We start from the raw sequence: 23,850 nt of genomic DNA, 5'->3' as shown, positions 1-23,850 counted from the left end.
CCGCGACCCGTCAAATGGATCCATTTGACCGGGGTGGAGCGCCAGCGACACGGGCCAAATGGGTCCATTTGACGGGAGAGGGGGAGGGGGAGAGGGGTGCAGATGCGCTCCGCAGTGGTTCGTGTGACGATGGGCGCATGACTGGAGCTGAAGGATTCGACTTCCGTGCCCGCGACAATGGCGAGGTGGCGATCTTCCACCACGGCAAGCTCGCCAAGATGCTGCGCGATGACCAGGCCAAGCAGTTTCTGACCGCCGTCGAGGGCGGCGACGCCCAGGCCGTCATGGCTCAGGCGGTCGGCAACGACGGCCAGGTCACGCGCCCCGGAGTGCAGGCCACTGCTGGTGGCGGGCTGCACGGCAACGGCGAGGCGCACGCGCAGCGCGACTTCCGGCGCAAGACCGGCTGAGCGCTGCGCTACTCGACGGTGAAGGTCGCGGCCTCGGAGATGGCGACGGCGGGCGCGGCGTCCACCACGTAGTACTCGGGCACGTCACGCTCAAGCAACGTGGTGAGCACGTCTTGTGGCACGTCGCACAGGAGCTCACTCGCGCCGTCGGGGGTCTCGTGCTCCGAGCAGTACTCCTCGAGCTCGGCGGAGCCGCTCAGCGGAGAGTAGCCGGCCGTGTACTGCAGGTAGGCGAGGTCGCTGAAGCCCTCTTCGATGAGAGCGCGCGCGGCGGCCGCTGACTCGCCGAGGATGACGGGCGTCCACACGTAGACCTTGTACTCACCGGCCGGCAGTTCGCTGTGCTCTTCCTCGAACTGAGCCGCGAGCTCTTGGCGTGCGGTCACTTCCGCTTCGCTTGCGCTCGCCCAGTCGAAGTCGTCCCATATGGTGGAGAACTCCGAGGCGACGTCACACAGCGACGTGGCCTCGAAGTCGATCGTGTCCGTCACGGTCGCATCGCCGCTGGGTGAGGCGACAAAGTACTCGGGGACAAACTCCCCGCCGCCCTCGGGCGTGACGACCACACCATCGCGGGTGACGATCAGTTGACCCTGTTGGGCGAGAAAGGCCGTCGCGGAGTCGCCTTCGGTGGCAAAGGAAATGGCGGCCGATGCGCCGGTTGCGTCATGCGTGACACTCACCGAGGGCAGGATCCCATTGGCTGCAGTGGCCTCAGCGGAGAACTCCTCACCACACGCGGGTGGCGTGAAAAGTCCGGAGGCTTGGGACTTGATATCCTCCACGGCGAACGTGACGGGAACCGTGGTGGCCTCGGAGGTGACCGTCGGCGCCGGGTCCTGGGCTGCCTGCGTGTCAGGGGTGACGAGGAGCTTGACTCCGTACCATCCCACCGCCGCAGAGGCGCCCGCGACCATGATCGCGCCCACGGCCATGAGCCCCTTGTTCATCGTGCCGCCGTACCCTTCCGGCGCAGGGCTGCGCCACGGTGGTTCCTGGTGTGTGAGGCTCAATGCTACGGCCTCGAATCGGACGAATCGATAGCCCGCGCGGACGATTCCGCTCCATGCCTGGTCAGGGTGTGTTGGTGTGACCAAGCCCTCATTGCGACACCCCGACGACCGGACGCTCGAGCAGTTCTACGTCTCCCGGGGCGAGGTCAGGTGACGGCCGCCATTGCTGCACCGTCCATCCCACCGCGATGCCGAGCGCAAGTGCGGCCACGGCCGCCAGTCCCGCCAATGTCCTGCTCATGTCTCCCCCTACCGGGGCACCGGACGAGCGGGACGTGCTCGCGCATCGGCCAGTTGCCTCTACAGGTCACAACGTGTGGGGGAGCGAAAGGGTTGGGTGTGCGGTGCTCACCACCACGAGGTCCACAGCGGAACGCGGATGTCGCGCGAGCCGTGCTCGTCGGTGAGGGTGTGGTGGATGGCGTAGTAGGCCTCGGTCACATGGGCGGAGGTGTAGCCCTCGCACCACTGGGTGGGGCCCACCTCGAGATCGATCGACGCGGGGCCATCGAAGCGCACCAGGTCCACCGATCGATCGCCGGGCACGGTGATGCTGGCGACTCCGGCGAGTTCGGTCGTCCAGACAGACGAGCCGTCCTCCTGAGGAATCTCTGCCGATGTCAGCAGCCACAGCTCTCCCGAGGCGGCGACGTCGATCGTGGCGGTGTCCCACTCCATGCGGTCGAGCCACAGGCCCAATGAGATCTTGCCCTCCCCCGGGGTCATCGTGTTGCCGTCGGTGACCGCGACCTCGGAGGTCTCGAAGTAGCTGTATGGCTGCCCGCAGACGGGCACCGTGCCCTCCACCACAGCAGGGTAGGGGTCGGGCTCGACTGCCTCTTCTTCCACGACTTCAGGGGCGGCGACGGTCACGGTCACCGGCTCGGAGACGAAGGTGGCCGAAAAGTCGGCCTCGAAGCCGGAAGGTTCGAACGGGATGGTGGCGGTGCCCGCAGCAAGATCGAGCGACGCGCCAGGAATGCGGGCGACGCCGCAGCTGATCGGCAGATACATGTCGGACGTCGCCATGCGCTCGCATTCCCACGAACCGGGCTGATAGTAGTCCTGCATTTCAGGGGGCAGAAGGACGATGGAGTGTTGCTCGAGTGTCTCGATGGCCGCGAGTTGCATGGTGGAGTCGATCCTGGCGACGAGCACCAGGTCGTACTGACCGGCTTCGAGTGGGATCCAGGACTCGTCCTCACCGCACCCGTACGCATAACCCGGCCACACGTACTGCAGGGTGGGGCCCCAGCCGATGTCGACGACCGTGTCCTCGCGTGGGGTGCCACCGAATGCGCGACCCACCACCACGCCATCGCGCACCAGCATCGCTGACGGGGCGGTGGTCCATACGCGTGTGGGGCCGTCGAAGGAGGAACTGATGTCGAGAGTCCCCTCGACGCCGCCGGTCAGGCCTTGGGAAGCAAGTGCCGCGCCGTCGTAAGTGACGGTGAACGCGCCGTCCACTGGCGCTCCGTCCACGTCTGGTGCCGGCACCGGTTTGCCGCACCCATACGAGGACGGCAGCTGCAAGGCGTCGCTCTGAGCGAGTTCGCTGGTGAGGTCGATGGTGGCGTACTCGAGGGCAGAACTCAACGACGGCACAGGGGTGGGGCTCGCGGTGGGTGCAGGAGTGGGCGCGGGGGCCATCGCGAGTCCGGTCACCGTCAGTGCGACGGCCGCGACAGCGGTGACGCCACCGTAGGCCATGCCTGCCCGGCGCCGGCGGCCACGGATCCGTCCCATGACCTCCGGTCGTGCCTGGGCGCCGATCCGATCACGCGCGCGCGATGTCCCCAGGGCCTTGATGGCGTCGGAAAGGTCGGCCATGTCAGCGCCCTGCCACGTGGCCGCCGACCGAGACCGTGGCGCTGTCGATGGCCGCACTACGAGGTGCGTCGGGGGCGATCGAGAGCCCGACAGCGGTGTCGAGATGCGCGGCAGCCATCGCGAGGTCGCGGGTGACCGTGGCGACCGGGAGGCGCAATTCCTGGGCGATGTGCGCCACCGACAGGTCCTCGTACGAACGCAGGACGACGATGGCACGCACCTGAGGTGGCAGGTCCAGGAGGGCCGATGCGAGGGTTGCCCGCGTGGGCACGCTCGGCTTGGCGGTGGTCGTCGACGCCTGCCGCTCGGGCTCTGCGTGGGGGTCCGGTTCCGTGGTGGGGTCCGGTGGTGCGTAGATCGACAGGTCCATGGCGGTGTCGGACGTTGCTCGAGCGGCGGGCGCTGTGTCAGCGGAGTCGTGATGCGGATCGGCCCGGCTCGTGGCGAGAAATCCGCGAGTGATCGCCATGCGCACGTCGCCTTCTGCCTGGTCGGCCGGCAGGGGCCGGCGTAGGCGTCCGAAGACGCTCACGAGCGCATCGTCGACCAACTGCGTGACGCGGGCGTCATCTTCGCCCACCAGCAGGCTCGCGAAGGCCGCGAGCCCCGGGTAGCGCTCATGCGCGACTGCCGTGTAACTGCGCAGCCACCGCGTCATCACTGACCCCCTCGAGAACTGGTGAGGTCACGCTACTGCACGGGTTCCTGCCGCGACGAGCGCGCCTGCGGGCTAATCCTCGTCGTCGACCACGTTCTTCGCGGCCCGCATGAACAGCACGACGGCCGCGACAGCGGCGGCGACGGCGAGCAGCGTCAGGGCCGTTGACCGGGTGGACGGCCCCGAGCGCAGGCCCACGGGCTTGCGGAAGCGCAGCGCGCCCCATCCGGCGTGCATCGCCGCGATGCGCAGCGAGCGGTCGGGGTTGATCACGAAGCCGTGCCCGACCGCGCTGAGCATGGGGGCGTCGGTGATGGAGTCCGAGTACGCGAACGACCGCGACAGGTCGTAGCCCTTCTCGTCGGCGAGTGCTCTGATGGCCTCTGCCTTGGCCTCGCCGTAGGCGTAGAAGGTGATCTCGCCGGTGTAGAAGCCCTTCTTGACCTCGAGCTCGGAGGCGACCACCTCGTCGGCTCCGAGCAGTTGTGCGATGGGCTCGACCACGTCGCGGGCCGAAGCCGACACGATCACCACGTCGCGGCCGTTTTCCTGGTGGCGCTTGATGAGCGCGAGCGCCTCTTCGTAGACCACGGGGTCGATGTGCTCGTGAAGGGTCTCGCGCACGATGTGCTGGACCTTGGCGACCTCCCACCCCTTGATCAGGTCGGAAAGCGAGTCCCGCAGGCGGTTGGTCTGACGCTCGTCCGCGCCTCCCACGAGGTAGAGGAACTGCGCGTAAGCGGTCCGCAGGGCGTGAGCGCGAGTGATGAGGCCGCCGTCCATGAACGACCCGGCGAAGGCCATCGACGAACTTGTCGCAATGATGGTCTTATCCAGGTCAAAGAACGCGGCCGAGCGGGCCTGGCGAGAGCGCTTGGACATCACTACCTCCTTGCCACGCCACCTTAGCCGCACCCTGCGACACGGCACACCACGGTGGCGTCCCCAGGCAGATCATCGTCACCGTTGTCCCCAGACTTGAGGGCCAGGCCGGGTGCTGGTGCGCCGACGGCGGCAAGGTCGTGGGGTGGCGATCACACGAGACTGGGCGGGACCGCTGGGCCGCTGGCTGGGGGTGCCAGGGGTGACGGACGTGCTCGTCCACGCCCCCGGCACGGCATGGCTTGATAGGGGCAGCGGGCTCGAACCCGTCCCCGTCGCTCTCGACACGGCCGATGCGGTGCGTGCGTTGGCAGTGCGGCTCGCCTCCGCGGGGGGCAGGAGGCTCGACGACGCGAGCCCCGTGGTGGATGCGCGCTTGCCCGATGGGACCCGCCTGCACGCCGTGCTCCCGCCCGTGGTGCCGGAGTGCGCGGCGATCTCCTTGAGGCTTGTACGTGAGCGTGCGCTGACGCTCGACGATCTGGCGGCCGGCGGGGCGCTCGATCTGCGTGCCCGGCAGGTGCTTGAGGCGCTGGTGGCTCGCCGTGCGTCGTTGCTCGTGACGGGCTCGACGGGCAGCGGCAAGACCACTCTGATGGCGGCGTTGCTGTCGCTCGTCGACCATCGCGAGCGCATTGTGGTGATTGAGGAGGCCGGCGAGATTGCGCCCGCTCATCCGCACCTGGTGCGCTTGGTGGAGCGCCGCCCCAACATCGAGGGCGTGGGTGCCGTGGGGCTCGCGCAACTGGTCCGCGAGGCGCTCAGGATGCGCCCTGACCGGGTGGTGCTCGGGGAATGCCGCGGCGCCGAGGTGCTCGATGTGCTCGCCGCTTTCAACACCGGGCATCCGGGCTCCATGACGACGCTCCATGCGAGCTCGCCCGCGCACGTGCCCACGCGGCTCGCGACGCTCGGCGCTCTCGCGGGGATGCCGGAGCGGGCCGTCCACGCGCAGGCGCTCGCGGCCTTCGACGCCGTGGTGCACGTCGCGCGCACGCCCGCCGGACGGCGGCTCACCGAGGTGGCGGTCCTCGTGGACGACGGCGGAGCGTTGGCGGTGCGACCGGCTCTGGTGCTCGCGCGGGACGGGACCATGTTGCCGGGCCCTGGCCACGGTGTGCTCGCGGCGCTGCTGGAGGGTGCGGGTGCTGGTGCTGGTGTTGGCGTGGCGCGTCAGCCGTGGGCCGGGCCGTCGAGGGCGGCATCGTGACGAGGCCGCTGTTTTCCCGTACGGCGCGAGCACGGCCGGAGTCGGCGCCCGACCCGTCGGCTGTGCTGGCCGATGCGACGGCTTTGCTGCACGCAGGCCTGGACCCCGACCGCGCCTGGCGAGTGCTCGGGGTGCCCGTCGACGCGGAGGGGATCCCGATCGCGTCCGAGCCGCCGCTGAGCGCCCACCCGCCCAGCGCCGACGCCGTGCGCGCAGCCTGCCTGCTCGCGCGCGACACGGGGGCGCCGCTGGTGAGCGTGCTCGGCGCCATCGATGGCGCGCTCGCGGTGGTGCGCTCCGCCCAGGACGCTGCCGAAGCCGCGCTCGCCGGACCGCGCATGAGCGCCCGCATCTTGCGGTGGCTGCCGCTGATCGGTGCGGGCCTCGCGGCGGCCGTTGACCCGGCAGCCTTGCGCTTGCTTGCGACGTCCCCGGCCGGCTGGGGGCTGCTTGCCGTGGCGGCGGCCATGACCTGGGCGGGCAGTGGGTGGATGGCGCGCATGGTGGCACGCGCGAGCATCGGCGGACCGTCGCCGGGCAAACGGGGTGGCGGTGCCGTGCCGCCAGCGGTGGTGCTCGCACTGGTCGAGGCGGCGCTGGGTGCGGGCCTGCCCGTGGCGACGGCGTGCGAGCGCGTCGCGGTGGTGGTGGACCCCGCATCGTCGACGGCTCTGCTGGCACTCGCGGCAGGGCGCCCTGCCCATGCGAGCCACCCGCTGACACACGCCCTCGCCGGGCCGCTCGCGCTCGCTGCCCAGGCCGGGGCTCCCGCCCGGTTTGGCCTGCGTGCCGCGATGACCAGGCTGGACCGTGAGCAGCGACGCGACATTCAACGCGCGGCCGGCGAACTGGGGGTGAGGCTCACCCTGCCCCTGGCGTTGTGCCTGCTGCCGGCGTTCGTGCTGGTAGGGGTGGTGCCGCTCCTGATTGCGGTCGTGGCGGGCGCCGGGATCGGCGACCTCGGGCTACTCACGGGGACGGAGCTGCCGTGAAACGGCGGTGGTGCCAGGCCATGCCAGGCGGTGGGCGCATCGGCCCTGCGGAAGTGACAGCGCATCCCCAGGCCACCGGGTTGGCCGGTGTGTCCCCTGTTGTGGATGCCCGCCCGTGCGGAGCGAGCGCGAGCCTCGCAGGCTGGGGATCGCCGCTGGCACCGGGCCAGGGGCGGAAGGGAGACACCATGGAACGCCTGCGACGGATCCTGAAGCAGGACGATGGCATGGCCACCACGGAGTATGCGCTTGTGACGGTTGCTGCGGCAGCGTTCGCGGGCGTGCTCATCGCGCTGATTCGCTCGGATGAGGTGCGCGAACTGCTGGCCAACATCCTGCGCTCGGCGTTCGGATGAGCAGGGGGCGCGACCGTGGGTCGGTGTCCGTCGAGCTGGCGGCGGCGCTGCCCGCGGTCGCGCTCGTGGTCGGGATGGTGATGGTGGCGGTGGCCTGGGCGGGCGACGGGGTGGCGGCCGCCGACGCCGCCGCGCTGGGCTCGCGCATCGCGGCCGTGGAGGGCGAGCCGGCCGCGCGAGAGGCCATTGCACAGGCGCTGCCGGGAGCAACGGTTCAGGTAGCGCACGCGGCAGATGGCGCCGCCGTGACAGTGGTGGTCAGCCTCGAATCGGTGCCGTGGCTGCCTGCGCCACGGGCACGCTCGACCGCGTTGGTGACCTCGTGAGAGGGGCCGATGCGGGTTCGGGTAGCGTCCTGGCGCTCGCCATCGTGGTGGCGGCCGTGATGCTGGGGATCGCTGTCATGTCCGGTGCGGCCCACGTGCAGGCACGGGTCAGCGCGCAACACGCTGCCGACACTGCCGCCCTCGCGGGCGCGCATGTGGCCCGTGGTGCGCTCGCGATGGGAGGCGACGCGAGGGCGCAGGGTTGCGCGCAAGCGCGGGCCTACGCGGCCATGGCTGACGTGCGGGTGTCGCGGTGTACGGCGGCGGGGGCCGTGGTGACCGTTGAGGTGGTGGGCGCGCAGGGCGTCAGTGCGACAGCGGTGGCGGGGCCCCAGTGGTCTGGCTAGGCCGTGTGCTTGCCGAGCCGCGTGCTTGCCCATGCGGCCAGACAGGCCCGGAGGCGGCGCGGCTGAGGGGGTCACGCCGCCCCCGGGGGTCTGGCTGAGCCGCGTCCGAATCATCATCGACCGTGCTCCTGGCGCCATCGTGCCACAACTCGGTGCACGGGGGAATGCGGTTTCTGATGTGCGTGACATGGCGCTGGGCGTGGGCTCTGGTCAGGAGCCCACGCCCAGCGGTACCCCCCAGGGTTTATCGCACCGTGATGGTGCCCAGCGATGTCCACACCTGGAACTCGATCCAGTCGTAGTTCTCCTCGTAGGCGATGGCGGTGTCCGGTGCGGGCTCGGCCGCGTCGCCGATGGTGAGTTCGCTCCACGCCGACGGCGTGTCGACGGCTCCCGTGAGCGAGTCGAGGGTGCTTGCCTCGCGCTCGAGGACGCTCATGTCGTCCACGGCGCCGCCGTAGGCGACGGTGGATGCCCCATCCATGTAGAGGCTGACCTGGGCGAGGAGTGTGTAGGTGCCCGGCTGGACCCCTGACCCGTCGCCGCTGCACGAGTTCGCGTTGCGTAGCAGCCCTTCGCCCTTGCTCGTCGCGCCGGGGCTCAGCCAGTAGTCACCGTCGGGCATGACGGCCGTCTCGCCCCACGCGGGCTCCATCACCCCGCCCGTGCCGCTTGAGATCGTCTCGGGGTAGATTTCCGCTGCCACCACGCCGTCGCGTACCAAGGCGAGCTGGACGTTGTCGCCGTACCAGTAGCCCGGGATGGCGTACTCGGAGACGTTGGTGACAGATGTGGTCGCCAACGGGTTACCGTCGACGACGTAGCCGTAGCTCACCGAGAGGGACGCCGGCACCTTCGCACTCACGTCGAGCAAGCCCATGTCAGCCGACTGCGTGGGGAACCCGCCGTCTCGACCGTCACCCCACGTGCAGCCGTAGTACTGGTACTCCCAAGCGCCGTCGGGGCTGGCCTCACGTGAGTCGTTGACCTTGATCCACCGTTGGGATCCCTCGGCCATGTCCCAGGGGCCGCGGACGAGGGCGGCCTCGTACAACTCGCGGGCGAGGTCGGTCGTTAGTGCGCCGTCCGGGAGGGTGGGTTCGACGGGATCCACGGGCTCAGGCAGAGGCACTGGCTCGCCCGGGGTGTCGCCGCCCAGGTAGTCGCCGAACGGGTCGTCCACGGGGTCGCCATCGATGACGAGTCCCACGGGCGCGGCAGCTACCCGGAACCACGCCTGCGCGGAGCCTTCGGAACCGTCGGTACCGCCTCCCGCAGCGGCGTCGTCCTCCGAGCCCTCGGTGACTGTGCCCGTCGACGCCGCGGTCGAGGGCTCGGGCGCGGACTCCGTCGGCTCGGGTGTGGCCGTCGCGGCATAGGCAAGGGTCCACGCCTGGTGAACCTCGTACTTGCCCGCGGGCAGCGGCTCGCCGTCCCAGCAGTTGACCGCTTCCAGCGTGGTGTCCTGCGAGATCGAGCCGGCATCCGTCGCGGGGTCGAGCCTCGCGTATTCGCCGTCGGACGGCGCCAGCGGCTCGTCGGCGGGGCCGTAGGGGATCGGGTCCTCGTGGATCAGGCGGCCCACGATGATCCCGTCCCACACCACGACGTAGTCGGGGGAGGAGACCAGGTCGATGGCGCGCTGGGCCGTCAGGGTGCTGGGCAACTGCCAGGCCTCGCCGTCCCACGCGGGCTCGGCGGCGTCGAAGGTGGCGCCGGTGGTGTCGCCCCACGACCAGGTGCCGTCGTTGGCGTCAAAGGTGGCGCCGCACGACCACTGCTCGGCGGGGCGGGACAGGCCCGCGGCGCCGTCGGCCGCGGCCCCAGCAGAGTCTTCGAGCGCCGCGTCCATCTCGCCCTCGGCCAGTCCTCCCACGGTCGCTTCGTCGCGGGCGGTGCCGGGCGAACTGAGCGGACCCATCGCCGCAAAGACGAGCAGCGCACACGCGCCCGCGCCCACCAGGCCGGCCGATCCGGTCCGCACCGCGCGCTGGCGGCGAACCTTGGAGGACACGGAGGACACGGAGATCAGACCGTCCTCGACGGGAGCGCGGTCGGCCGCGCCCCTCAGTGCATCCGAGAGCTTCATGAGCGGTTGCCCTTCTGTGAGTGACGCGAATCCACGGAGGTGTGTTCCGCATCGGCCATCTGTGCGTCCTCGAGAGGTCCGAGTGCCAGTTCCAACTGCCCCAACCCGTCGCTGAGATAGCGCTTGACGGAGCCATCCGCGAGCCCCAACTGGCGGGCGATCTGCGGCACGGTGAGGTCATCGAAAAACCTGAGGACCACGCAAGCCCGCACGCGCGGCGGCAAGGTGGCCAGTGCATCGGCCACCTCGGAGGATGCCTCGACCTGCCCGAGCCGATCCGGAGCGAGGACGTCAGGACGGAACAGGTGCTGCACGCGCTGCCAGCGTTGCTTGCGGCGGTACTGGTCGACGTAGACGGTGGTGATCGCGCGGCGCACGTACCCCTCGGCCTTGACGGCCGTGAGGCCCTTGCGCTCCCTGGCGAACGTGCGCACCAGGGCGTCCTGCACCAGGTCCTGCGCCTGCACCGGGTCGCCACACACCAGATAGGCGTACGACAGCAACGCGCGCTCACGATTGCGCACCAACTGCTCCATGGTGTCTTGCCAGTCAGCCATTTCCCCTCCGGTCACCGCTGATCGGTTCTGGGCTTGGATCGTCTTCGCATGCACGACGCACAAGGTCGCGCAAACGTTGGGTCACACCGCGCCAGCCAGGCCATCGTCCCCTAGAGTGACCGGCATACCTGTGCTCGACAACGACGTCGGGCGAGGTCGGTCTCGTCGGGGAGGACGAATGACAACCGCAGTCACGACCGAAATCAACCTGGGTGGCTCGAGCTTGACCATCGTCGCGGTGATTGGCGCCATCGCCGCCGCCGCCCTGATCTTCTCCTTTGTGTTGCGCCAACAGGTGCTCAAGGCCGCGGACGGCACGCCCAAGATGAAGGAGATCGCGGGCGCGGTTCAAGAGGGCGCCTCGGCGTACTTGGGCCGCCAGATGCGCACCCTGGTGCTGTTCGCCGCGATCGTCTTCGCGCTGCTGTTCCTGTTGCCGGGGGATGCCGGCGTGCGCATCGGCCGTTCGGTGTTCTTCCTGCTAGGGGCGGGCTTCTCCGCGACCATCGGCTACATGGGCATGTGGCTTGCGGTGCGGGCCAACGTGCGCGTGGCGTTCGCTGCCACCCAGCCCGGCGGCCGCGCCGAGGGCGCGCGCATCGCCTTCCGCACGGGAGGCGCCGTGGGCATGTCCGTCGTGGGCCTTGGGCTCGCGGGGGCGGCAGCGGTGGTGTTCCTGTATCGCGGGGACGCCGCAGCGGTGCTCGAGGGATTTGGCTTTGGTGCGGCGCTACTCGCGATGTTCATGCGTGTGGGCGGCGGCATCTTCACCAAGGCGGCCGATGTGGGTGCCGACTTGGTCGGCAAGGTCGAGCAGCACATTCCTGAGGACGACCCTCGCAACGCCGCGACCATCGCCGACAACGTGGGCGACAACGTGGGCGACTGCGCCGGCATGGCCGCCGACCTGTTCGAGTCGTACGCCGTGACCTTGGTGGCCGCGCTGATCTTGGGCAAGGCCGCCATGGGGGAGCAGGGCCTGGTGTTCCCGCTGATCGTCACCGCGATCGGCGCGATCGTGGCCGCGGTGGGCGTGTTCATCACCAAGGTGCGTGGGGGCGAGCCCGGGCTAGCCGCCATCAACCGCGGCTTCTACATCTCCGCGGCCATCGGCGCCGTGCTCGCCGCCGTCGCTGCGTTCGTGTACCTGCCTTCCTCCTTTGCCGAGGTCGGCACCGACCTGATTGCCGACGAGTCCGGCGACCCGCGCGTCATGGCCACCGTCGCGGTGTTCGTGGGTATCGGGCTCGCGGGACTGATCCTGTGGCTCACCGGGTACTTCACCGACACGGCCAAGCGGCCCACCCAGCGCGTCGCGGAGACCTCGCGCACGGGCGCGGCGACCGTGGTGTTGTCGGGCATCGGCGTGGGGCTCGAGTCTGCCGTGTACACGGCGACCGTCATCGCGGGCGCCGTGGTCGTGCTGTTCTTCGTGGCCGGCGGCTCGGTCGCGATGGCGCTGTTCCTGGTCGCGCTCGCGGGCTGCGGCCTGCTCACGACCGTGGGCGTGATTGTCGCGATGGATACCTTCGGGCCGGTCAGCGACAACGCCCAGGGAATCGCCGAGATGTCCGGCGAGGTCGACGAGGAGGCGGCCCAGACGCTCACCGACCTCGACGCCGTGGGCAACACCACCAAGGCGATCACGAAGGGCATCGCGATCGCGACGGCCGTGCTCGCCGCGACCGCGCTGTTTGGCTCGTACTCCGATGCGGTGACGCATGCGCTCGAGGATGCCGCCGCATCGGCCGCTGACTTCTCTTACGCCGTGATCAACCCGCTCACGCTCGTGGGCATCATCATCGGTGGCGCGACGGTGTTCCTGTTCTCCGGGCTCGCGATCGACGCGGTGACGCGCGCCGCTGGCGCGATCGTGTTCGAGGTGCGCCGCCAGTTCCGCGAGCACCCCGGCATCATGACCGGCAAGGAGCGCCCCGAGTACGGCAGGGTCGTGGATATCTGCACCCGTGACTCGCTGCGCGAGCTCGCGACGCCGGGCCTGCTGGCCGCGATGGCGCCCATCTTCGTGGGCTTCGCGTTGGGTGTGGGCGCCTTGGCCGGTTTCCTTGCGGGGGCGATCGGCACCGGCGTCCTGATGGCCGTGTTCCTGGCCAACTCCGGCGGATCGTGGGACAACGCGAAGAAGATCATCGAGGACGGCCACCACGGCGGCAAGTACTCGCCCGCCCACGAGGCCACGGTCATTGGCGACACGATCGGCGACCCCTTCAAGGACACCGCTGGCCCCGCGATCAACCCGCTCATCAAGGTGATGAACCTGGTAGCGCTGCTCATCGCTCCCGCGGTGGTGTTGCTGAGCTACGGCGACGGCGCCAACCCGTGGCTGCGCTGGGGCATTGCGCTCATCGCGGCGACCGTCGCGGTCGTGGCGGTGGCGGGGGCGTCCCGACGCTCGCACGCTGCGGGCATCGAGTACGCGGCCGACGAGGCGGCGGTGGCGGAGAACGCCTGACACCCTCCACGACCTCCACGACCTCCATGATGAAAATGGATCCATTTGACGGGTTTCGTAGCCCCCTTTCCCCGTCAAAAGGATCCATTTTCTCGGGCTTCGGTGCCCTCCGCGCCCGTCAAATGGATCCATTTGACGGGGGAGCAGGTGGGAGCATGAGCGCATGATTCGTTCCCGCAACGCCCTCGCGGGTGGAGTCGTGGGCGCGTTGGTGGTGGTCGAGGGCACGTCAGGTGTGCTCCAGGGCTACTACACGCCGCTGCTCACGGACATCGCGCGCCACCTGGATATCCACGATGCCGACGTCAACTGGTTCATGATTAGTCTAGACAGTGGAGTGATTCACGCTTAGCCTGCTCAGATGCCCGCAGATGCTGAGAACGTCCCCGGATCAGACTGGTTGGTGGTCCAAGTCGATCACCAACGCAGCGCTCAGGAGGGCTGGCTCGAAGAGCTCGACGCGATCGCGGACCTGCCGAAGCGCGAGAAGGAGATGCTCCTCCGCGACGGGCATCCGATCATCGTCTCGCCATCGCTGGAGATCGATGACCGGCTCGTGGAGTTCTTCGCCTACGGCATGGGCGATGTGCTCTCGAAGACGAGGCTGAACCGGGCCAGGGCGCTAACGCATTGGCTGGAGTGGTTGTCGCACCCCGAGGTCGGCGTTGACGACTGGGCCGGGGTGCAGGACTGGCACTTCTGGAGCTTCAAGGCGTACCGCACAGAGTCCAGGTTCCATCCCGACGGCGGAGTGATCAGCGAGGCCACCTTCGGCACTGACACGCTGTCGGTACTGCGCGACCTGTACGGATGGGCCGAGAGGAAGCGCCTGGTCGAACACTCGCCGATCCCGGAGCGCGCCTCTCGACAGCAAGGCAGCGAGAGCAACACGATCACCGTCAAGTCGAGCCCCCCGCGCGTCCGTTGGGCGACCCCCGGCACCTTCCAGTTGTGGCGCGACGTCGGCCTGCAGGGCTGTGTGGCGGTGCGTGATGGCAATGCGATTCGGGCGGGCGAGCGCGATGACTCGTGGAAGGGCGGCAGGAACCGCCAGAGGGACGTCGCCTACGTGAACTTCATGGTCACGACGGCGCTTCGAGCGCGGGAGCAATCGACGCTGCTGACCATCGAGCTCCCCGCCATGTCCGGCAACGTCCGACTCCCCGAAGGTGTCGCGAAGTTCGGCAACAGCCGGATCTACACCCCGTCGCAGATCGGCCTGCACAGCGTTGAGCGCTATGTCTCCGGGGAGCGAGCGAAGGCGGTCGCGCGAGCCAAGAAGCACGAGCGGTACGACGACTTCGCTCGCCGGCATGACGTCCGGGTCGTGACCTTCGAGGGCAAGGGGCGCAGGCGTCGCTGGAGGGCAGAGTACGGCCGCTCCGGCTCCTTTGAGCCGCTGACTGGTGATGACCGTCGGGGCATGTTCATCCGCGACGAGCAGGGCCGCTTGGAGCCCTTGATGCTGTGGCTTAACGACGATGGACTGCCGATGTCGACGTCAGGTATCGAGAAGATCTTCGAGCGCGCCAACGATCGTGTGTTCGATCAGTGCGAAGCGCTCGGGATGACCTCCGAGGACATCCCGAACTTGAGCCAGCACAGCCTGCGCTTCACGTTCGCGCTGTGGCAGTTGTTGGCGCTTCACCGTCGCATCGACGAGCGCTCGGGCGCCAAGCCGGAGAAGTACGACGAGGAACGGTACAAGGGCGCGTTCGACGTTGTGCGGGACCTCTTGGGTCACGCAGATGTGGAGACGACGAGGAAGACCTACCTCAAGCCCGTCCAGACGCTGTGGGTGGGCGAGCTGCTCGGCGAGGGGTTCACCGGCGAGTTGTCAGAGGTCATCGCGAGGATGACTGCTGGGGCCGACCTCGTGCTCGATACGGGCACCGTGTTCGTAGGCAAGGAGGGTGACGGTGGCTAAGGCATCCCGGGCGAGGAACTCGCCCGTTCCCGTCGTCCAGGAGCGCCTGAACCTCGACGCGATGACCGTGGAGTGGATCGCTACGGGCGAGACCAAGCCGAGGATCATCGATGTCTCAGGCTGGCCGGGCAGTGAGACTCTGCGGAAGCAGGCCCTTGCGGCCTTCCATCTGAAGACTCGGAGCGGCGTATGGGGTAGCCCTGACACGGTCAAGGGGGACCTTGGAAAGGCGCGGGTGCTCCTCGGAGCCCTAGACGCCTCGGGTGTCACTGACTTCAGGCAGGTGAAGGATACGGTCCTTGATGGTGTGCTCGAGGCGCTCGCTGCCGAACGTGGCTGGAAGGAATCGACAGGAGCGCTCTACGAGCGATCGTTCAAGTCGTGGATGGAGCTCGTGCCCGAACTGCCCGGCAGCGCTCGCGGATTCCTGCGGTGGTCCAAGCAGCTTCACGCCGTGATCGACAGCGGCTCTCGAGACTTCCTCACGAGGGAGGAGTTCTACGAGCTGCAGGTGGCCGCTCAGCAGGTCGTGGAGAGCGCAGTCGAGCGCATCGAGCGCAACTACGAGATGGCACTTGCAGGGGCGGACCTTGGTTCGTGGGGAGACTACGGGGCTGGCTCGTTAGAGCGTCTGCAGGCGTCGATGTACGAAGTGCTAACAGGCGGAGAGGGCATGAACAGGGGGCGGTGGAGTTACTACCGCCGCTCTGGTGAGTTGGCGAACTCGCCAGGACGCCCCCTCAACTGGATCGCTCCTACGGCGAATGAGGCGCTTGCGATGATCACGCTGGTCATGTGTAGCGAGGGGTGGAACCTGAGCGACATCACCACCTTGCGGGTCACCTCGCGTGCCGCAGGCGCGGGCGACGAGGCCGACTACCTGACGATGTCGACGAGCAAGCCTCGACGAGGCCCGAGTCGTGCTCACTACACGGCTCTGTTCGAGTCGGGCACCGAGGCGAGCAGCGCATCGTGGGTGTCTCTGATCACGCGTGCTACCCATCCGATCCGCGAGTCTGCGCGGCTGCAGGGCGTGACGAGCGATCACTTGATCATCTATGCGGCGAAGTTGGGGAAACCAGGCGATGAAGCCGAACGCCGACGCGTGGTGGGCGAGGTCTCTTGGGGTGCGCCCGCCGCGTACGCGGCGCGCAAGCGCGCGAACGAGACGTGGGTGCCGGCTAGCGTTTCCGGACTCAACTTCCAGGTCCTGCACCGCACCGTCGAGACGGTCATCAACGTGGGTCCCATCAACAACACGCTGAGTACGTTCGTCAACGACTACATGCGCAACAACCCTGAGGCGATGAAGGCGGCCCAGCGCGTCCACGCTCAGGGAGCCCAGATGGGGTTCGACGCCTCGGCTGAGCGCTTCCATCTGGGGATCACTCCTATTGCCGATGCGAGTCCTGAGGTGCTCTCAGGCAAGAGCGACACCGCTACGGTGGCGTGCCAGGACATCACTCACAACCCCATCACTGGTGCGCCGTGCACGGAGTCCTTCATGGCCTGCCTAGCCTGCCCCAACGCGGTGGTGACCCGCCGTCACCTGCCGCGTCTGGCGTACCTGTGGCAGGCCTTGGAGGATCGCCGATCCGCGTTCACTGCACGGGTGTGGGAGTCGTACCGACCCCACTTCCTCCGCCTGGATGGCTTCCTGAGAACCGAAGTGCGGTTCGACGACGACGACATCAAGCGCACGGCGCGGACAGCATCGCGGGACGACAAGAGCGAGGTCCGACGACTCCTGAAGGGTGAATACGATGCTTGACGGCACTGCTACCAGGGCTCTACCGCACGTCCTACCCGACCACGCCCCATCGCCTGGGGTTGGTGCTCCTGAGAGGGACGGGGCATGGCAGGAGCCTGCAGCCGATGCGGACGCCATCGAGGCGCACCGAGTATTCGACCCTGCTGCAGAGATGCCCCGGTACGGAGACGAGCGGTGGCAGCTCGACGCGCTCGGTCGCCAGCACGGCGTGTCGCCTGTGTCCATCGGGTTCCTCTTCCCGAAGAACCACCAGCGCCCCGACGAGGTCGCTCAGACCGTGCGACGTGTCGCCTACCTCCTCATCAACCGCGGCCTTCACCCGGCATCCCTGCAACGACCAGGCGCGCAGGCGGAGCCGTTCATGAGTCCCGCCACTTTGAGGAAGGTGCTCCAGGCCCTCCGCGACTTGCTCGCGTGGGGCGAAGCGCAGGGACTGGAGCACCTGCGCGACTTCACGCCCGGCATGCTGGACCAGTACCGACATGAGGATCGGCCCAAGCGTCCCGACGTGTGGAGGATCGAGATGCGTCGTCACCTCACTCGCATCGCAGACTTGGCCCCATGGCTGCCCGAGGAGGACCGACTTCCGGTGCCGTCGTGGGCTGATGGATTCCGTGAGCCCAGGGCGTTGTCGGGCAAGGCCAAGGGGTCTCGTACCGAGGTCATCCCTGAGAAGATGCTCGACCCGCTGCTCGCGTGGTGCCGGTGCTTGATCCGTGAGGCTGGCCCGGACATCGTTGCAGCTCGCGCCGAGGTGCTCGACCGGCTCGGTGAGTGTCGCGACGGTGACAATGGCGAGATCCGTGCCTGGCTCGAGGGCTTCATCGAAGAGCATGGGGCGCTGCCGCGACATCGAGCTGCGAGGTGGGAGAACGAGATCTTATTCGCCTACCTCGCCTACGTGAGTGGCTTCACGATGCAGGCGCTGCAGCGCAACGTGTACCGGGGGTCCACGAAGCAGCGGAAGGCGCACGCGAGCGAGTGGCCCGTTGCGATCATCCCGTGCCCTGTGGCGCAGCCGATCACGGGCTCGGGAGTCGATGGACGGCCGTGGTGCGACGCCATCGACTGGTGCGATCTCATGCCCTACTCCCAGTGGTCCCATCTCTCCGCACCGGTCATCAAGAGTGTCTACGTGGCCGCATATGTGTTAATCGGGTGCGGCACAAGCGCGAGGCCGCAGGAGATCGGAACCCTGCCCTTGGACTGCCTCAAGGAGGTCGCCCCTGAGGAGGAGGGCGGGATTCGCGCGCACTACCTGCACGGACGCACCTGGAAGAACAGGGCAATGGACGGCGATCCCAAAGACTGGCAGGCGGTGGAGATCGTGGTCGACGCCGTCAAACTCCTGCAGTCGCTGGGTCAGAACCAGGCGGTGGAGGAGCCGTGGCTGTTTCCGGCCAGCACCGCGACCCAGGGGCGTGGCGACTACAGCGGCATGTGCTGGAGCGCAAGTGCCGCGGAACAGAGAATCGATGATGTGATCGCCTACATCAACGGCGATCGCGTGCAGGGCCGACTACTTCATCCCGTCCGGATCGAGGACCCCGACGACCCGCAGCGGCGGCTGCGTCCGCGTCAGCTCCGTCGGTCCTTCGACGTCTACACACAGCGCCGGCCAGGCGGCGAGTTCGCCAGCATGCTAACGCTCGGTCACGCGGAGCGTGGTCTGGGTCGCAGCGGATACTCCGATATGTCTGCAGTGGGCCCGACGTACGGGATGTCCCCGGAGCGGAAAGCCGATCATGCCGAGATGCTCGCGGAGATCGATCGGTCGCTCGTCGCCGGTGGCGGCGTGAGCGGCCCCGCCGCGGACCGGCTGCTCGGCGTTCTGGAGCCGTTCCGCGCGACCTACGAACCCAAGGAGTCGAGGGTCAAGCGGCTCGTGGAGGAGCACGTCGAGGACCACGGCGAGGGCCGGGTCTTCAACAACCCTCGCCAGTTCGCCATGTGCCTGTACGACGGTCAGGGGAAGTGCCAAGGAGGACCGGAAGGGCCCGACCTCGAAGGCTGTGTTCCCGGTTGCGACTGTCTCGTGCGCACAGACGAGGACGCAAAGGCGGCCGAGGCTGAGGCTCAGCGCTTCCGTGCCGAGGCGAACAGTCCCATGGTGCCGTTCCCCAGGCAGGTGCGACTCGGCCAGTCGGCCGACCGGCATCAGGCGATGGCCGACGCGCATTGGGCGGGGCGTCGCGTGCTGCCCATCGCGCAGGTCAACCAGGGAGGCGGTCGCTGATGACTACCGACAGCCCCGGCGGGTGCGAGCGCTGTGGCGAGCCCATCGTGCAGTCGGATCGCACCGAGGGTCGCGCCCGAGAGCTCTTCTGGGATGCCTGCCATCACGCGTACCGCCGGGCCGCGCAGGTTCGCAGCCTGCTCGCCAAGGGGGTGGACAAGCTGACGGAGCGCCTGCTGGTGCTGTGCAAGGTCTCGAATCGTGACGTCGGCGCTTCATGGTCCGGCTCGAGGGAGGTCACGCATGGTTGAGCGGGACTCGAACGTCGTGCGCCGCATACGGGCGGCGCAGGCGCGCATCCTCGCGGGCACCCCCGAACGCATCAGGGTTGGTGTCACGAGCGTTAGGGGTCTGGCGGATGAAGCTGAAGTATCGATCAACTGGCTCAACCGCCAGTACGCACCAGAGCGGGACGCGTTCACTGAGGCCGTCCGCGCCGCTGCAGGTGCAGGCCTCACCGCCCGCGAGGTTGAACTCACCGGTCGCATCGAGGAACTCGAAGCCGAGGTCGAGCGCCTCAGGGGGCAGTCGCAGGACAGGCTTGACCGGGGCGACAGGTGGAAGGCTGCCGCTGAGCGCTTTGTTCGCGAGGTGCACGTTGTGAAGTTGGAGTTGGCGCGCGCCCAGGGGCGAATCGATGCGGCGTTCAAGGCGCGTGACAACCTCAAGTCTGACCGGGATGCCGCTGTGAAGGCGATGCAGGAGGCGATCGATGCGCTCCATGCCTATGAGGTCGCGAGGCTCCCGGCGCACACGCGGGCGCTACGCGTAGTTCGCGACGATGACTTGTGACTGGCAGGATTGCGGACACTCGCCTTGACCCGACTTGGCATCGATGCAGAACTCGCGATCTCCATAGCCCCCTCTGTTTGCTACGCGCCACCTGCCGCTGTGAGTTCGACTGCTGCAGACCCTGCTGGTTCCATAGAGCCTTGGTCTTCGGGCAGTGACTGCGGGGACGACGCGCCTGGGCAGAAGCCGGTTAGAGTCTCTTCGAAACGCAGGCAGGTCTTCGGAAGTGCGGTCGACCGTGGGTGCGCCCAAGGGGGTTTTCGTGGCACCGCGCGAGCCTCGGAGAGATCCCGGCTCACCGTGAGAGCTCGCAGCAGTACTCACTCTCCTGGATCGAGCACTTGATGACGCAGGCCCGACTTGGAGAGCCTCGGGGCCGCTATCGAAGGACCGGCGCCAGACACAGTCGCTTGCGCTCCCTTTCAGTGTTCGGAGTTCACGGCGGGCAGTCCACCACAAGCCGGACGACGAGCTGCTTGCCTTCCGCCGCGGTGGGACGTGGCACATCCGGCGTGCGTCGCCTTAGTTCGAGAGGCAGCGGCATCACTCCGGAGTACGACGAGAGCCGTCCGCGTAGGGCTGATCAGCGATCCTTGAGATCATCGAGGAGCGATCCGGCGGGTCGAAATCCGACAACGGCCACCACCAACGAACTGAGCAGAGTGGTCAGTGCAGCATGGTACGACACCTGGGCCAGCGCCTGGTCGACGCGTGCACCTGAGGCGAGCGCAATCGTGATTCCTAATGCCCATCCGGCAGCTGCACCGACAAGGGCTATGCGTGCCCACTCGGAAAACTGCAAGATGGCGCGCGACGACACGCCCATTCCGAACGTCGAGTAGATCGCAACATGTGAACGCCGGAACCACTGCAACAGCATCCAGATGAAGCCAATGAAGAGACCTCCCCCGATCCACATCCAGCGCGTTAGCCGCTCGAGAAAGGCAGTCGAGTAGTCTTCGTCGTACTCCGACGCAAAGAGCCGCGACGAAACTATTGCCGGATCGCCGTCGTGCGACAAGTACTGCGGAAGAAAAGCGCCGACACTCGCGAATGTCGTCGCGGCCGTGCGAACAAAACACAGGTCCGCGTCCTCCGCGAGCGCATTCGGGACCAATACCGCGCCGTCATACTCGTCACCGATCGCGGAAGTATCCGCGATGCGCACGGTGAGGGGACTGGAAGGTAGCGATGCTGTACTGGGCGAGAGCCATTCTACGAGCCTCACCTGGTCAGAAGTGGCGATGCCGGTTCTCTCAGCGAAGGCCGCTGTCGCAATGACAGTCGGCGACGGCACTTGGGGGATGTCAAGGAAACCGAAGACGCCGGGTGACACTCGGTAGAACGAGGCTCGTCCCCCGAGTACATAGGAGAGGGACACTCCATGATCGGTACGTTCCATCGCGAATGCACCATCGATTCCGTCGAAAGTCGCAAGCCGTTCGCATTTGCCTGCGGGGATCGGTTGGGTCACGCCGTCCTTAACCGCGCCGACCGCCACATAAACCGTTCCACCAGCTCGCACCCATTCGGCCTCGCGCTCCGCTAGTTGCGTGACAGTCGAGGCATCCACGGCCCCAAGAGCGACGCACCACGCTACGACAATCGTGAGTAGCAAGGTGTTCCAACGACCGGCCCGTGCGGTAGCGAAGCCTTCTCGCATTGCCAGCCCTGCTGGCCAGGCGCTCGCTCTCACGCCCGCGCTCGCTCGTACACCTGGCCGTCGCGCAACTCAACGACTAAGCTACAACGGGCTGCGACGGCAGGGTCATGCGTGACGACCACGACTGTAGGCGCGAGGCTACTAGCCATCATCGCATCCAGGACGACACCCGACGTGGTTGCGTCGAGTTGTCCGGTTGGCTCGTCGGCCAGCAGTATGGGCCGTCGCGACGCAAGTGCCCGCGCAATCGCCACTCGCTGCGCTTCTCCACCAGAGAGTATCCGAGCTGGCTCGGACGCGCGGTGATCCAGACCGACTTCCTTCAAGCACGCCCGCGACCTTTTCGTTGCCTCGTCCCGAGACGCGCCGCTCGAGTACGCTCCGATCGCTACATTGTCGACCACTGTGCGCTCGGGGAGAAGAGAAACAGTTTGAAGCACCCACGTGGCGTGCGCCGCGATGGAGTGCCGCTCGCCGTGCCTATCCGTGCAGTAGCTAACTCCGCGCTGAGGCGCCAAGAGGCCGCCTATGAGGGAGAGAAGAGTCGTCTTACCCGAGCCGGATGGTCCAACGATCGCTACGCTGCCCCCAACAGGGACCGAGAAGTGGATGTCCCGCAATACTTCGGTATCGCTGCCCGCGTAGCGGTAACCCAACCCCTCGACTACTACTCGCAATCCAGGTCCCCACGGACTTCGCGGGGGTTGATCAGGACGCTCCGCCCAACGAGTTCCTCTCCTACAGCTACGGAACCCATCGTGTCGGCGGTGGGACTCACGATCAGCACCCCACCGCGCTGTTCGGTGAAGACACACGTCCGTCCCGCTGGATCATTGACGACAGCAGAGGAAGGCACGGAGCCCTGAACGGCAGGTTCGCTCAGAGTCACTGTGCCCACCGATTCAAGTGCCCCCGCCATCGCAGAGACTACGGCCGATACGCTCTCGACATCTTGGACGGTCCGTGAACCGAGTTCATACGGAACAGTCACACCGTTCACGGTTAGAGCCGCGGGACCGGTAGGTGGGAGTTCGGGCACGTCCGCGACGGCCACAGTGGCCGGTTCGGCTATCGAAGAGAACAACTCACTGCCCGGCGCCACCGTCGTCCCTACGACACCTAGAGTCTCGCGAACTGTCAGCCCTTCGGCGCCAATCCAGACCAACGAGCCTAGTGCAAGTACGTCGTTATTGTTGCCCCAACCATGCTCTCGGTTGAAGGCCGAGACTGCAGCCGCAGTGCTTGCGCCGAAGACACCGTCGGGACTCGCGGCGTAGTAGCCGAGCGCAACGAGGAACTCTTGCGCTGTTACCACGTCATCACCCTGCAGACCTCGCGAGATGTCTCGGTAGAGCGGTTCGTCGGATGTGTAAGCAACGACCTCACGTCCGTCGATCTTCGCGACGACGGTTCCCGCTTCGACGTGGTCGCTCGCTTCGACTCGCATCGACGTGAGGGTGCCACCCATGTTGACGATCGGCGTGACAGACTCCCCCTCCACCACAGAAACCCTCGCAGCAGCCTCACGGAGTACCTGGACCGCCTCCACAGGGCCGTAGACCGGTTCCACAGGCTCGTTGGATAAGAGTGGTGATTCGAGGGACTTGGCATACACGAGGGTCCCTGCGGCGATCAATGGCAGGAACAGCGCCACCGCAGCGAACAAGGTCGACCCTGCGACACGCAGGCGCGACCGACTCACGGTCACTTCAACTCGCCGTTGCGGAGGCTCGTCTGGCAACCATCGGCTCTACGTTTCCACCCAGAGCCAACCTGGACTCTTGCTTGGGGTATCACTTCTTGGCCGGCATCTCAAGGAAGAACCGCGGGAACTGCGCACCGCACTCCTGGGCGCTCTGCTTGACCGACTCGCTTCCAGTTGCGAGTGACGTAAACGCGTCACGAATGTCGTCGCGAGAAGCATCTGTTTCGATGTTCACTCCCGCAGTCTGAAGGCAAGTCACTAGCTGCGGACGGAGTGCTTCCTGTTCTTCAACTGAAGGAGCATTGAGCACCACATACGCGCTGGCCGTGTGATCGCCGTACTCGCTGTTGCAACTCTCGTAGGCATTGTCCCAAGCCTCGGTCTCATTGGCGCCGGCGTCCTCGGGTGCCTGGTACTCAACGTAGAAACTGAGTTGACCGAAACCGTCTTGCTCAATCTCGCCCACATCGGAGAAGAGCCCGGTCTCAGAGACACAACTTCGGACACTCAATACGCTTTGTCGATACTCTTCAAAGGTGATCTGGTTGTCCTGAAAGAACTCCGCCTGCTGTGGGGGCACTGAATCGATTGTGTATCCGACCCACTCAAG

Annotated in this window: 24 protein-coding genes; 13 read left to right on the top strand and 11 right to left on the bottom strand. The window is 67.3% G+C overall.

Features of this window, described 5'->3' with window-relative positions; translation table 11 throughout:
• Positions 1-137 precede the first annotated feature (137 nt).
• Positions 138-410, top strand: a complete 273-nt coding sequence (locus tag ACK5NO_RS04770) for a hypothetical protein (RefSeq protein ID WP_416811527.1) — start codon at positions 138-140, stop codon at positions 408-410.
• 8 nt (positions 411-418) lie between these two features.
• Here the strand turns inward: ACK5NO_RS04770 and ACK5NO_RS04765 are convergent, their stop codons facing one another.
• The 5 genes from ACK5NO_RS04765 to ACK5NO_RS04745 form a co-directional block, all read right to left on the bottom strand.
• Positions 419-1,360, bottom strand: a complete 942-nt coding sequence (locus ACK5NO_RS04765) for a hypothetical protein (protein WP_416811526.1) — start codon at positions 1,358-1,360, stop codon at positions 419-421.
• Between the two features lie 151 nt (positions 1,361-1,511).
• Positions 1,512-1,664: a hypothetical protein gene (locus ACK5NO_RS04760; RefSeq protein WP_416811525.1), complete on the bottom strand. Its 153-nt coding sequence runs from the start codon at positions 1,662-1,664 to the stop codon at positions 1,512-1,514.
• Between the two features lie 107 nt (positions 1,665-1,771).
• Positions 1,772-3,256 carry a hypothetical protein gene (locus ACK5NO_RS04755; protein ID WP_416811524.1) on the bottom strand — a complete coding sequence of 495 codons (1,485 nt, stop codon included), beginning with the start codon at positions 3,254-3,256 and terminating at the stop codon, positions 1,772-1,774.
• Position 3,257: 1 nt separating this feature from the next.
• The gene (locus ACK5NO_RS04750) at positions 3,258-3,914 is read right to left on the bottom strand and encodes a sigma factor-like helix-turn-helix DNA-binding protein (RefSeq protein ID WP_416811523.1); all 657 of its coding nucleotides are present in this window, start codon (positions 3,912-3,914) and stop codon (positions 3,258-3,260) included.
• Between the two features lie 72 nt (positions 3,915-3,986).
• Positions 3,987-4,796 carry an HAD family hydrolase gene (locus tag ACK5NO_RS04745; protein ID WP_416811522.1) on the bottom strand — a complete coding sequence of 270 codons (810 nt, stop codon included), beginning with the start codon at positions 4,794-4,796 and terminating at the stop codon, positions 3,987-3,989.
• Positions 4,797-4,941: 145 nt separating this feature from the next.
• Between ACK5NO_RS04745 and ACK5NO_RS04740 the strand changes: the two genes are divergently transcribed.
• The 5 genes from ACK5NO_RS04740 to ACK5NO_RS04720 all read left to right on the top strand — a co-directional run bounded on the left by ACK5NO_RS04740 (position 4,942) and on the right by ACK5NO_RS04720 (position 8,027).
• Positions 4,942-6,006: a TadA family conjugal transfer-associated ATPase gene (locus ACK5NO_RS04740; protein WP_416811521.1), complete on the top strand. Its 1,065-nt coding sequence runs from the start codon at positions 4,942-4,944 to the stop codon at positions 6,004-6,006.
• Entirely contained in the window at positions 6,003-6,998 is a 996-nt protein-coding gene (locus tag ACK5NO_RS04735; protein WP_416811520.1) for a type II secretion system F family protein, read from the top strand. Before ACK5NO_RS04740 ends, ACK5NO_RS04735 begins: the two co-directional genes overlap by 4 nt.
• 188 nt (positions 6,999-7,186) lie before the next feature.
• Complete coding sequence (locus ACK5NO_RS04730; RefSeq protein WP_416811519.1) at positions 7,187-7,354, top strand: DUF4244 domain-containing protein; 168 nt, start codon at positions 7,187-7,189, stop codon at positions 7,352-7,354.
• Positions 7,355-7,377: 23 nt separating this feature from the next.
• Complete coding sequence (locus tag ACK5NO_RS04725) at positions 7,378-7,680, top strand: hypothetical protein (protein ID WP_416811518.1); 303 nt, start codon at positions 7,378-7,380, stop codon at positions 7,678-7,680.
• Positions 7,677-8,027, top strand: coding sequence for a pilus assembly protein TadG-related protein (locus ACK5NO_RS04720; RefSeq protein ID WP_416811517.1), 351 nt, complete (start codon positions 7,677-7,679; stop codon positions 8,025-8,027). Before ACK5NO_RS04725 ends, ACK5NO_RS04720 begins: the two co-directional genes overlap by 4 nt.
• Positions 8,028-8,271: 244 nt before the next feature.
• Here the strand turns inward: ACK5NO_RS04720 and ACK5NO_RS04715 are convergent, their stop codons facing one another.
• A complete protein-coding gene (locus ACK5NO_RS04715; protein ID WP_416811516.1) occupies positions 8,272-10,116 on the bottom strand; it encodes a hypothetical protein in 1,845 nt (614 codons plus the stop codon).
• Entirely contained in the window at positions 10,113-10,673 is a 561-nt protein-coding gene (locus tag ACK5NO_RS04710) for a sigma-70 family RNA polymerase sigma factor (RefSeq protein ID WP_416811515.1), read from the bottom strand. Before ACK5NO_RS04710 ends, ACK5NO_RS04715 begins: the two co-directional genes overlap by 4 nt.
• 178 nt (positions 10,674-10,851) lie before the next feature.
• Here ACK5NO_RS04710 and ACK5NO_RS04705 point away from each other — a divergent pair, with 178 nt between their 5' ends.
• The 7 genes from ACK5NO_RS04705 (at position 10,852) to ACK5NO_RS04675 (ending at position 19,872) form a co-directional block, all read left to right on the top strand.
• A complete protein-coding gene (locus ACK5NO_RS04705) occupies positions 10,852-13,146 on the top strand; it encodes a sodium-translocating pyrophosphatase (protein ID WP_416811514.1) in 2,295 nt (764 codons plus the stop codon).
• A 163-nt stretch (positions 13,147-13,309) separates the two neighbouring features.
• Positions 13,310-13,498 (top strand): hypothetical protein, encoded by a 189-nt coding sequence (locus ACK5NO_RS04700; RefSeq protein ID WP_416811541.1) that lies wholly within the window; start codon positions 13,310-13,312, stop codon positions 13,496-13,498.
• Between the two features lie 9 nt (positions 13,499-13,507).
• Entirely contained in the window at positions 13,508-15,073 is a 1,566-nt protein-coding gene (locus ACK5NO_RS04695) for a hypothetical protein (protein ID WP_416811513.1), read from the top strand.
• Positions 15,066-16,844 (top strand): hypothetical protein, encoded by a 1,779-nt coding sequence (locus ACK5NO_RS04690; RefSeq protein WP_416811512.1) that lies wholly within the window; start codon positions 15,066-15,068, stop codon positions 16,842-16,844. The genes ACK5NO_RS04695 and ACK5NO_RS04690 overlap by 8 nt, the downstream gene beginning before the upstream one ends.
• Before the next feature lie 151 nt (positions 16,845-16,995).
• On the top strand, positions 16,996-19,080 hold the full coding sequence (locus ACK5NO_RS04685) for a hypothetical protein (RefSeq protein WP_416811511.1): 2,085 nt from the start codon (positions 16,996-16,998) through the stop codon (positions 19,078-19,080).
• A complete protein-coding gene (locus tag ACK5NO_RS04680) occupies positions 19,080-19,331 on the top strand; it encodes a hypothetical protein (protein ID WP_416811510.1) in 252 nt (83 codons plus the stop codon). Before ACK5NO_RS04685 ends, ACK5NO_RS04680 begins: the two co-directional genes overlap by 1 nt.
• Positions 19,324-19,872 (top strand): hypothetical protein, encoded by a 549-nt coding sequence (locus ACK5NO_RS04675; RefSeq protein WP_416811509.1) that lies wholly within the window; start codon positions 19,324-19,326, stop codon positions 19,870-19,872. Before ACK5NO_RS04680 ends, ACK5NO_RS04675 begins: the two co-directional genes overlap by 8 nt.
• Positions 19,873-20,455: 583 nt before the next feature.
• Here the strand turns inward: ACK5NO_RS04675 and ACK5NO_RS04670 are convergent.
• The 4 genes from ACK5NO_RS04670 to ACK5NO_RS04655 form a co-directional block, all read right to left on the bottom strand.
• Entirely contained in the window at positions 20,456-21,445 is a 990-nt protein-coding gene (locus ACK5NO_RS04670; protein ID WP_416811508.1) for a hypothetical protein, read from the bottom strand.
• Positions 21,446-21,564: 119 nt separating this feature from the next.
• Positions 21,565-22,155, bottom strand: a complete 591-nt coding sequence (locus ACK5NO_RS04665; protein WP_416811540.1) for an ABC transporter ATP-binding protein — start codon at positions 22,153-22,155, stop codon at positions 21,565-21,567.
• A gap of 47 nt (positions 22,156-22,202) precedes the next feature.
• Positions 22,203-23,150 carry a peptidoglycan-binding domain-containing protein gene (locus tag ACK5NO_RS04660; protein WP_416811507.1) on the bottom strand — a complete coding sequence of 316 codons (948 nt, stop codon included), beginning with the start codon at positions 23,148-23,150 and terminating at the stop codon, positions 22,203-22,205.
• Positions 23,151-23,328: 178 nt separating this feature from the next.
• Positions 23,329-23,820: a hypothetical protein gene (locus tag ACK5NO_RS04655; RefSeq protein ID WP_416811506.1), complete on the bottom strand. Its 492-nt coding sequence runs from the start codon at positions 23,818-23,820 to the stop codon at positions 23,329-23,331.
• Between the last annotated feature and the right edge of the window lie 30 nt (positions 23,821-23,850).

The organism is Demequina sp., assembly GCF_047975725.1.
Taxonomy (GTDB): Bacteria; Actinomycetota; Actinomycetes; order Actinomycetales; family Demequinaceae; genus Demequina.
This window is presented reverse-complemented; position numbering and strand designations above follow the sequence as displayed.

What these genes read in the sequence shown, in the direction of transcription:
- ACK5NO_RS04700 (WP_416811541.1), top strand. Translation starts at nt 13,310, where the DNA reads ATGATTCGTTCCCGCAACGCCCTCGCGGGTGGAGTCGTGGGCGCGTTG.
- ACK5NO_RS04675 (WP_416811509.1), top strand. Translation starts at nt 19,324, where the DNA reads ATGGTTGAGCGGGACTCGAACGTCGTGCGCCGCATACGGGCGGCGCAG.
- ACK5NO_RS04745 (WP_416811522.1), bottom strand. Translation starts at nt 4,796, where the DNA reads ATGTCCAAGCGCTCTCGCCAGGCCCGCTCGGCCGCGTTCTTTGACCTG.
- ACK5NO_RS04770 (WP_416811527.1), top strand. Translation starts at nt 138, where the DNA reads ATGACTGGAGCTGAAGGATTCGACTTCCGTGCCCGCGACAATGGCGAG.
- ACK5NO_RS04705 (WP_416811514.1), top strand. Translation starts at nt 10,852, where the DNA reads ATGACAACCGCAGTCACGACCGAAATCAACCTGGGTGGCTCGAGCTTG.
- ACK5NO_RS04685 (WP_416811511.1), top strand. Translation starts at nt 16,996, where the DNA reads ATGCCCCGGTACGGAGACGAGCGGTGGCAGCTCGACGCGCTCGGTCGC.
- ACK5NO_RS04750 (WP_416811523.1), bottom strand. Translation starts at nt 3,914, where the DNA reads ATGACGCGGTGGCTGCGCAGTTACACGGCAGTCGCGCATGAGCGCTAC.
- ACK5NO_RS04765 (WP_416811526.1), bottom strand. Translation starts at nt 1,360, where the DNA reads ATGAACAAGGGGCTCATGGCCGTGGGCGCGATCATGGTCGCGGGCGCC.
- ACK5NO_RS04730 (WP_416811519.1), top strand. Translation starts at nt 7,187, where the DNA reads ATGGAACGCCTGCGACGGATCCTGAAGCAGGACGATGGCATGGCCACC.
- ACK5NO_RS04715 (WP_416811516.1), bottom strand. Translation starts at nt 10,116, where the DNA reads ATGAAGCTCTCGGATGCACTGAGGGGCGCGGCCGACCGCGCTCCCGTC.
- ACK5NO_RS04695 (WP_416811513.1), top strand. Translation starts at nt 13,508, where the DNA reads ATGCCCGCAGATGCTGAGAACGTCCCCGGATCAGACTGGTTGGTGGTC.
- ACK5NO_RS04755 (WP_416811524.1), bottom strand. Translation starts at nt 3,256, where the DNA reads ATGGCCGACCTTTCCGACGCCATCAAGGCCCTGGGGACATCGCGCGCG.
- ACK5NO_RS04710 (WP_416811515.1), bottom strand. Translation starts at nt 10,673, where the DNA reads ATGGCTGACTGGCAAGACACCATGGAGCAGTTGGTGCGCAATCGTGAG.
- ACK5NO_RS04760 (WP_416811525.1), bottom strand. Translation starts at nt 1,664, where the DNA reads ATGAGCAGGACATTGGCGGGACTGGCGGCCGTGGCCGCACTTGCGCTC.
- ACK5NO_RS04680 (WP_416811510.1), top strand. Translation starts at nt 19,080, where the DNA reads ATGACTACCGACAGCCCCGGCGGGTGCGAGCGCTGTGGCGAGCCCATC.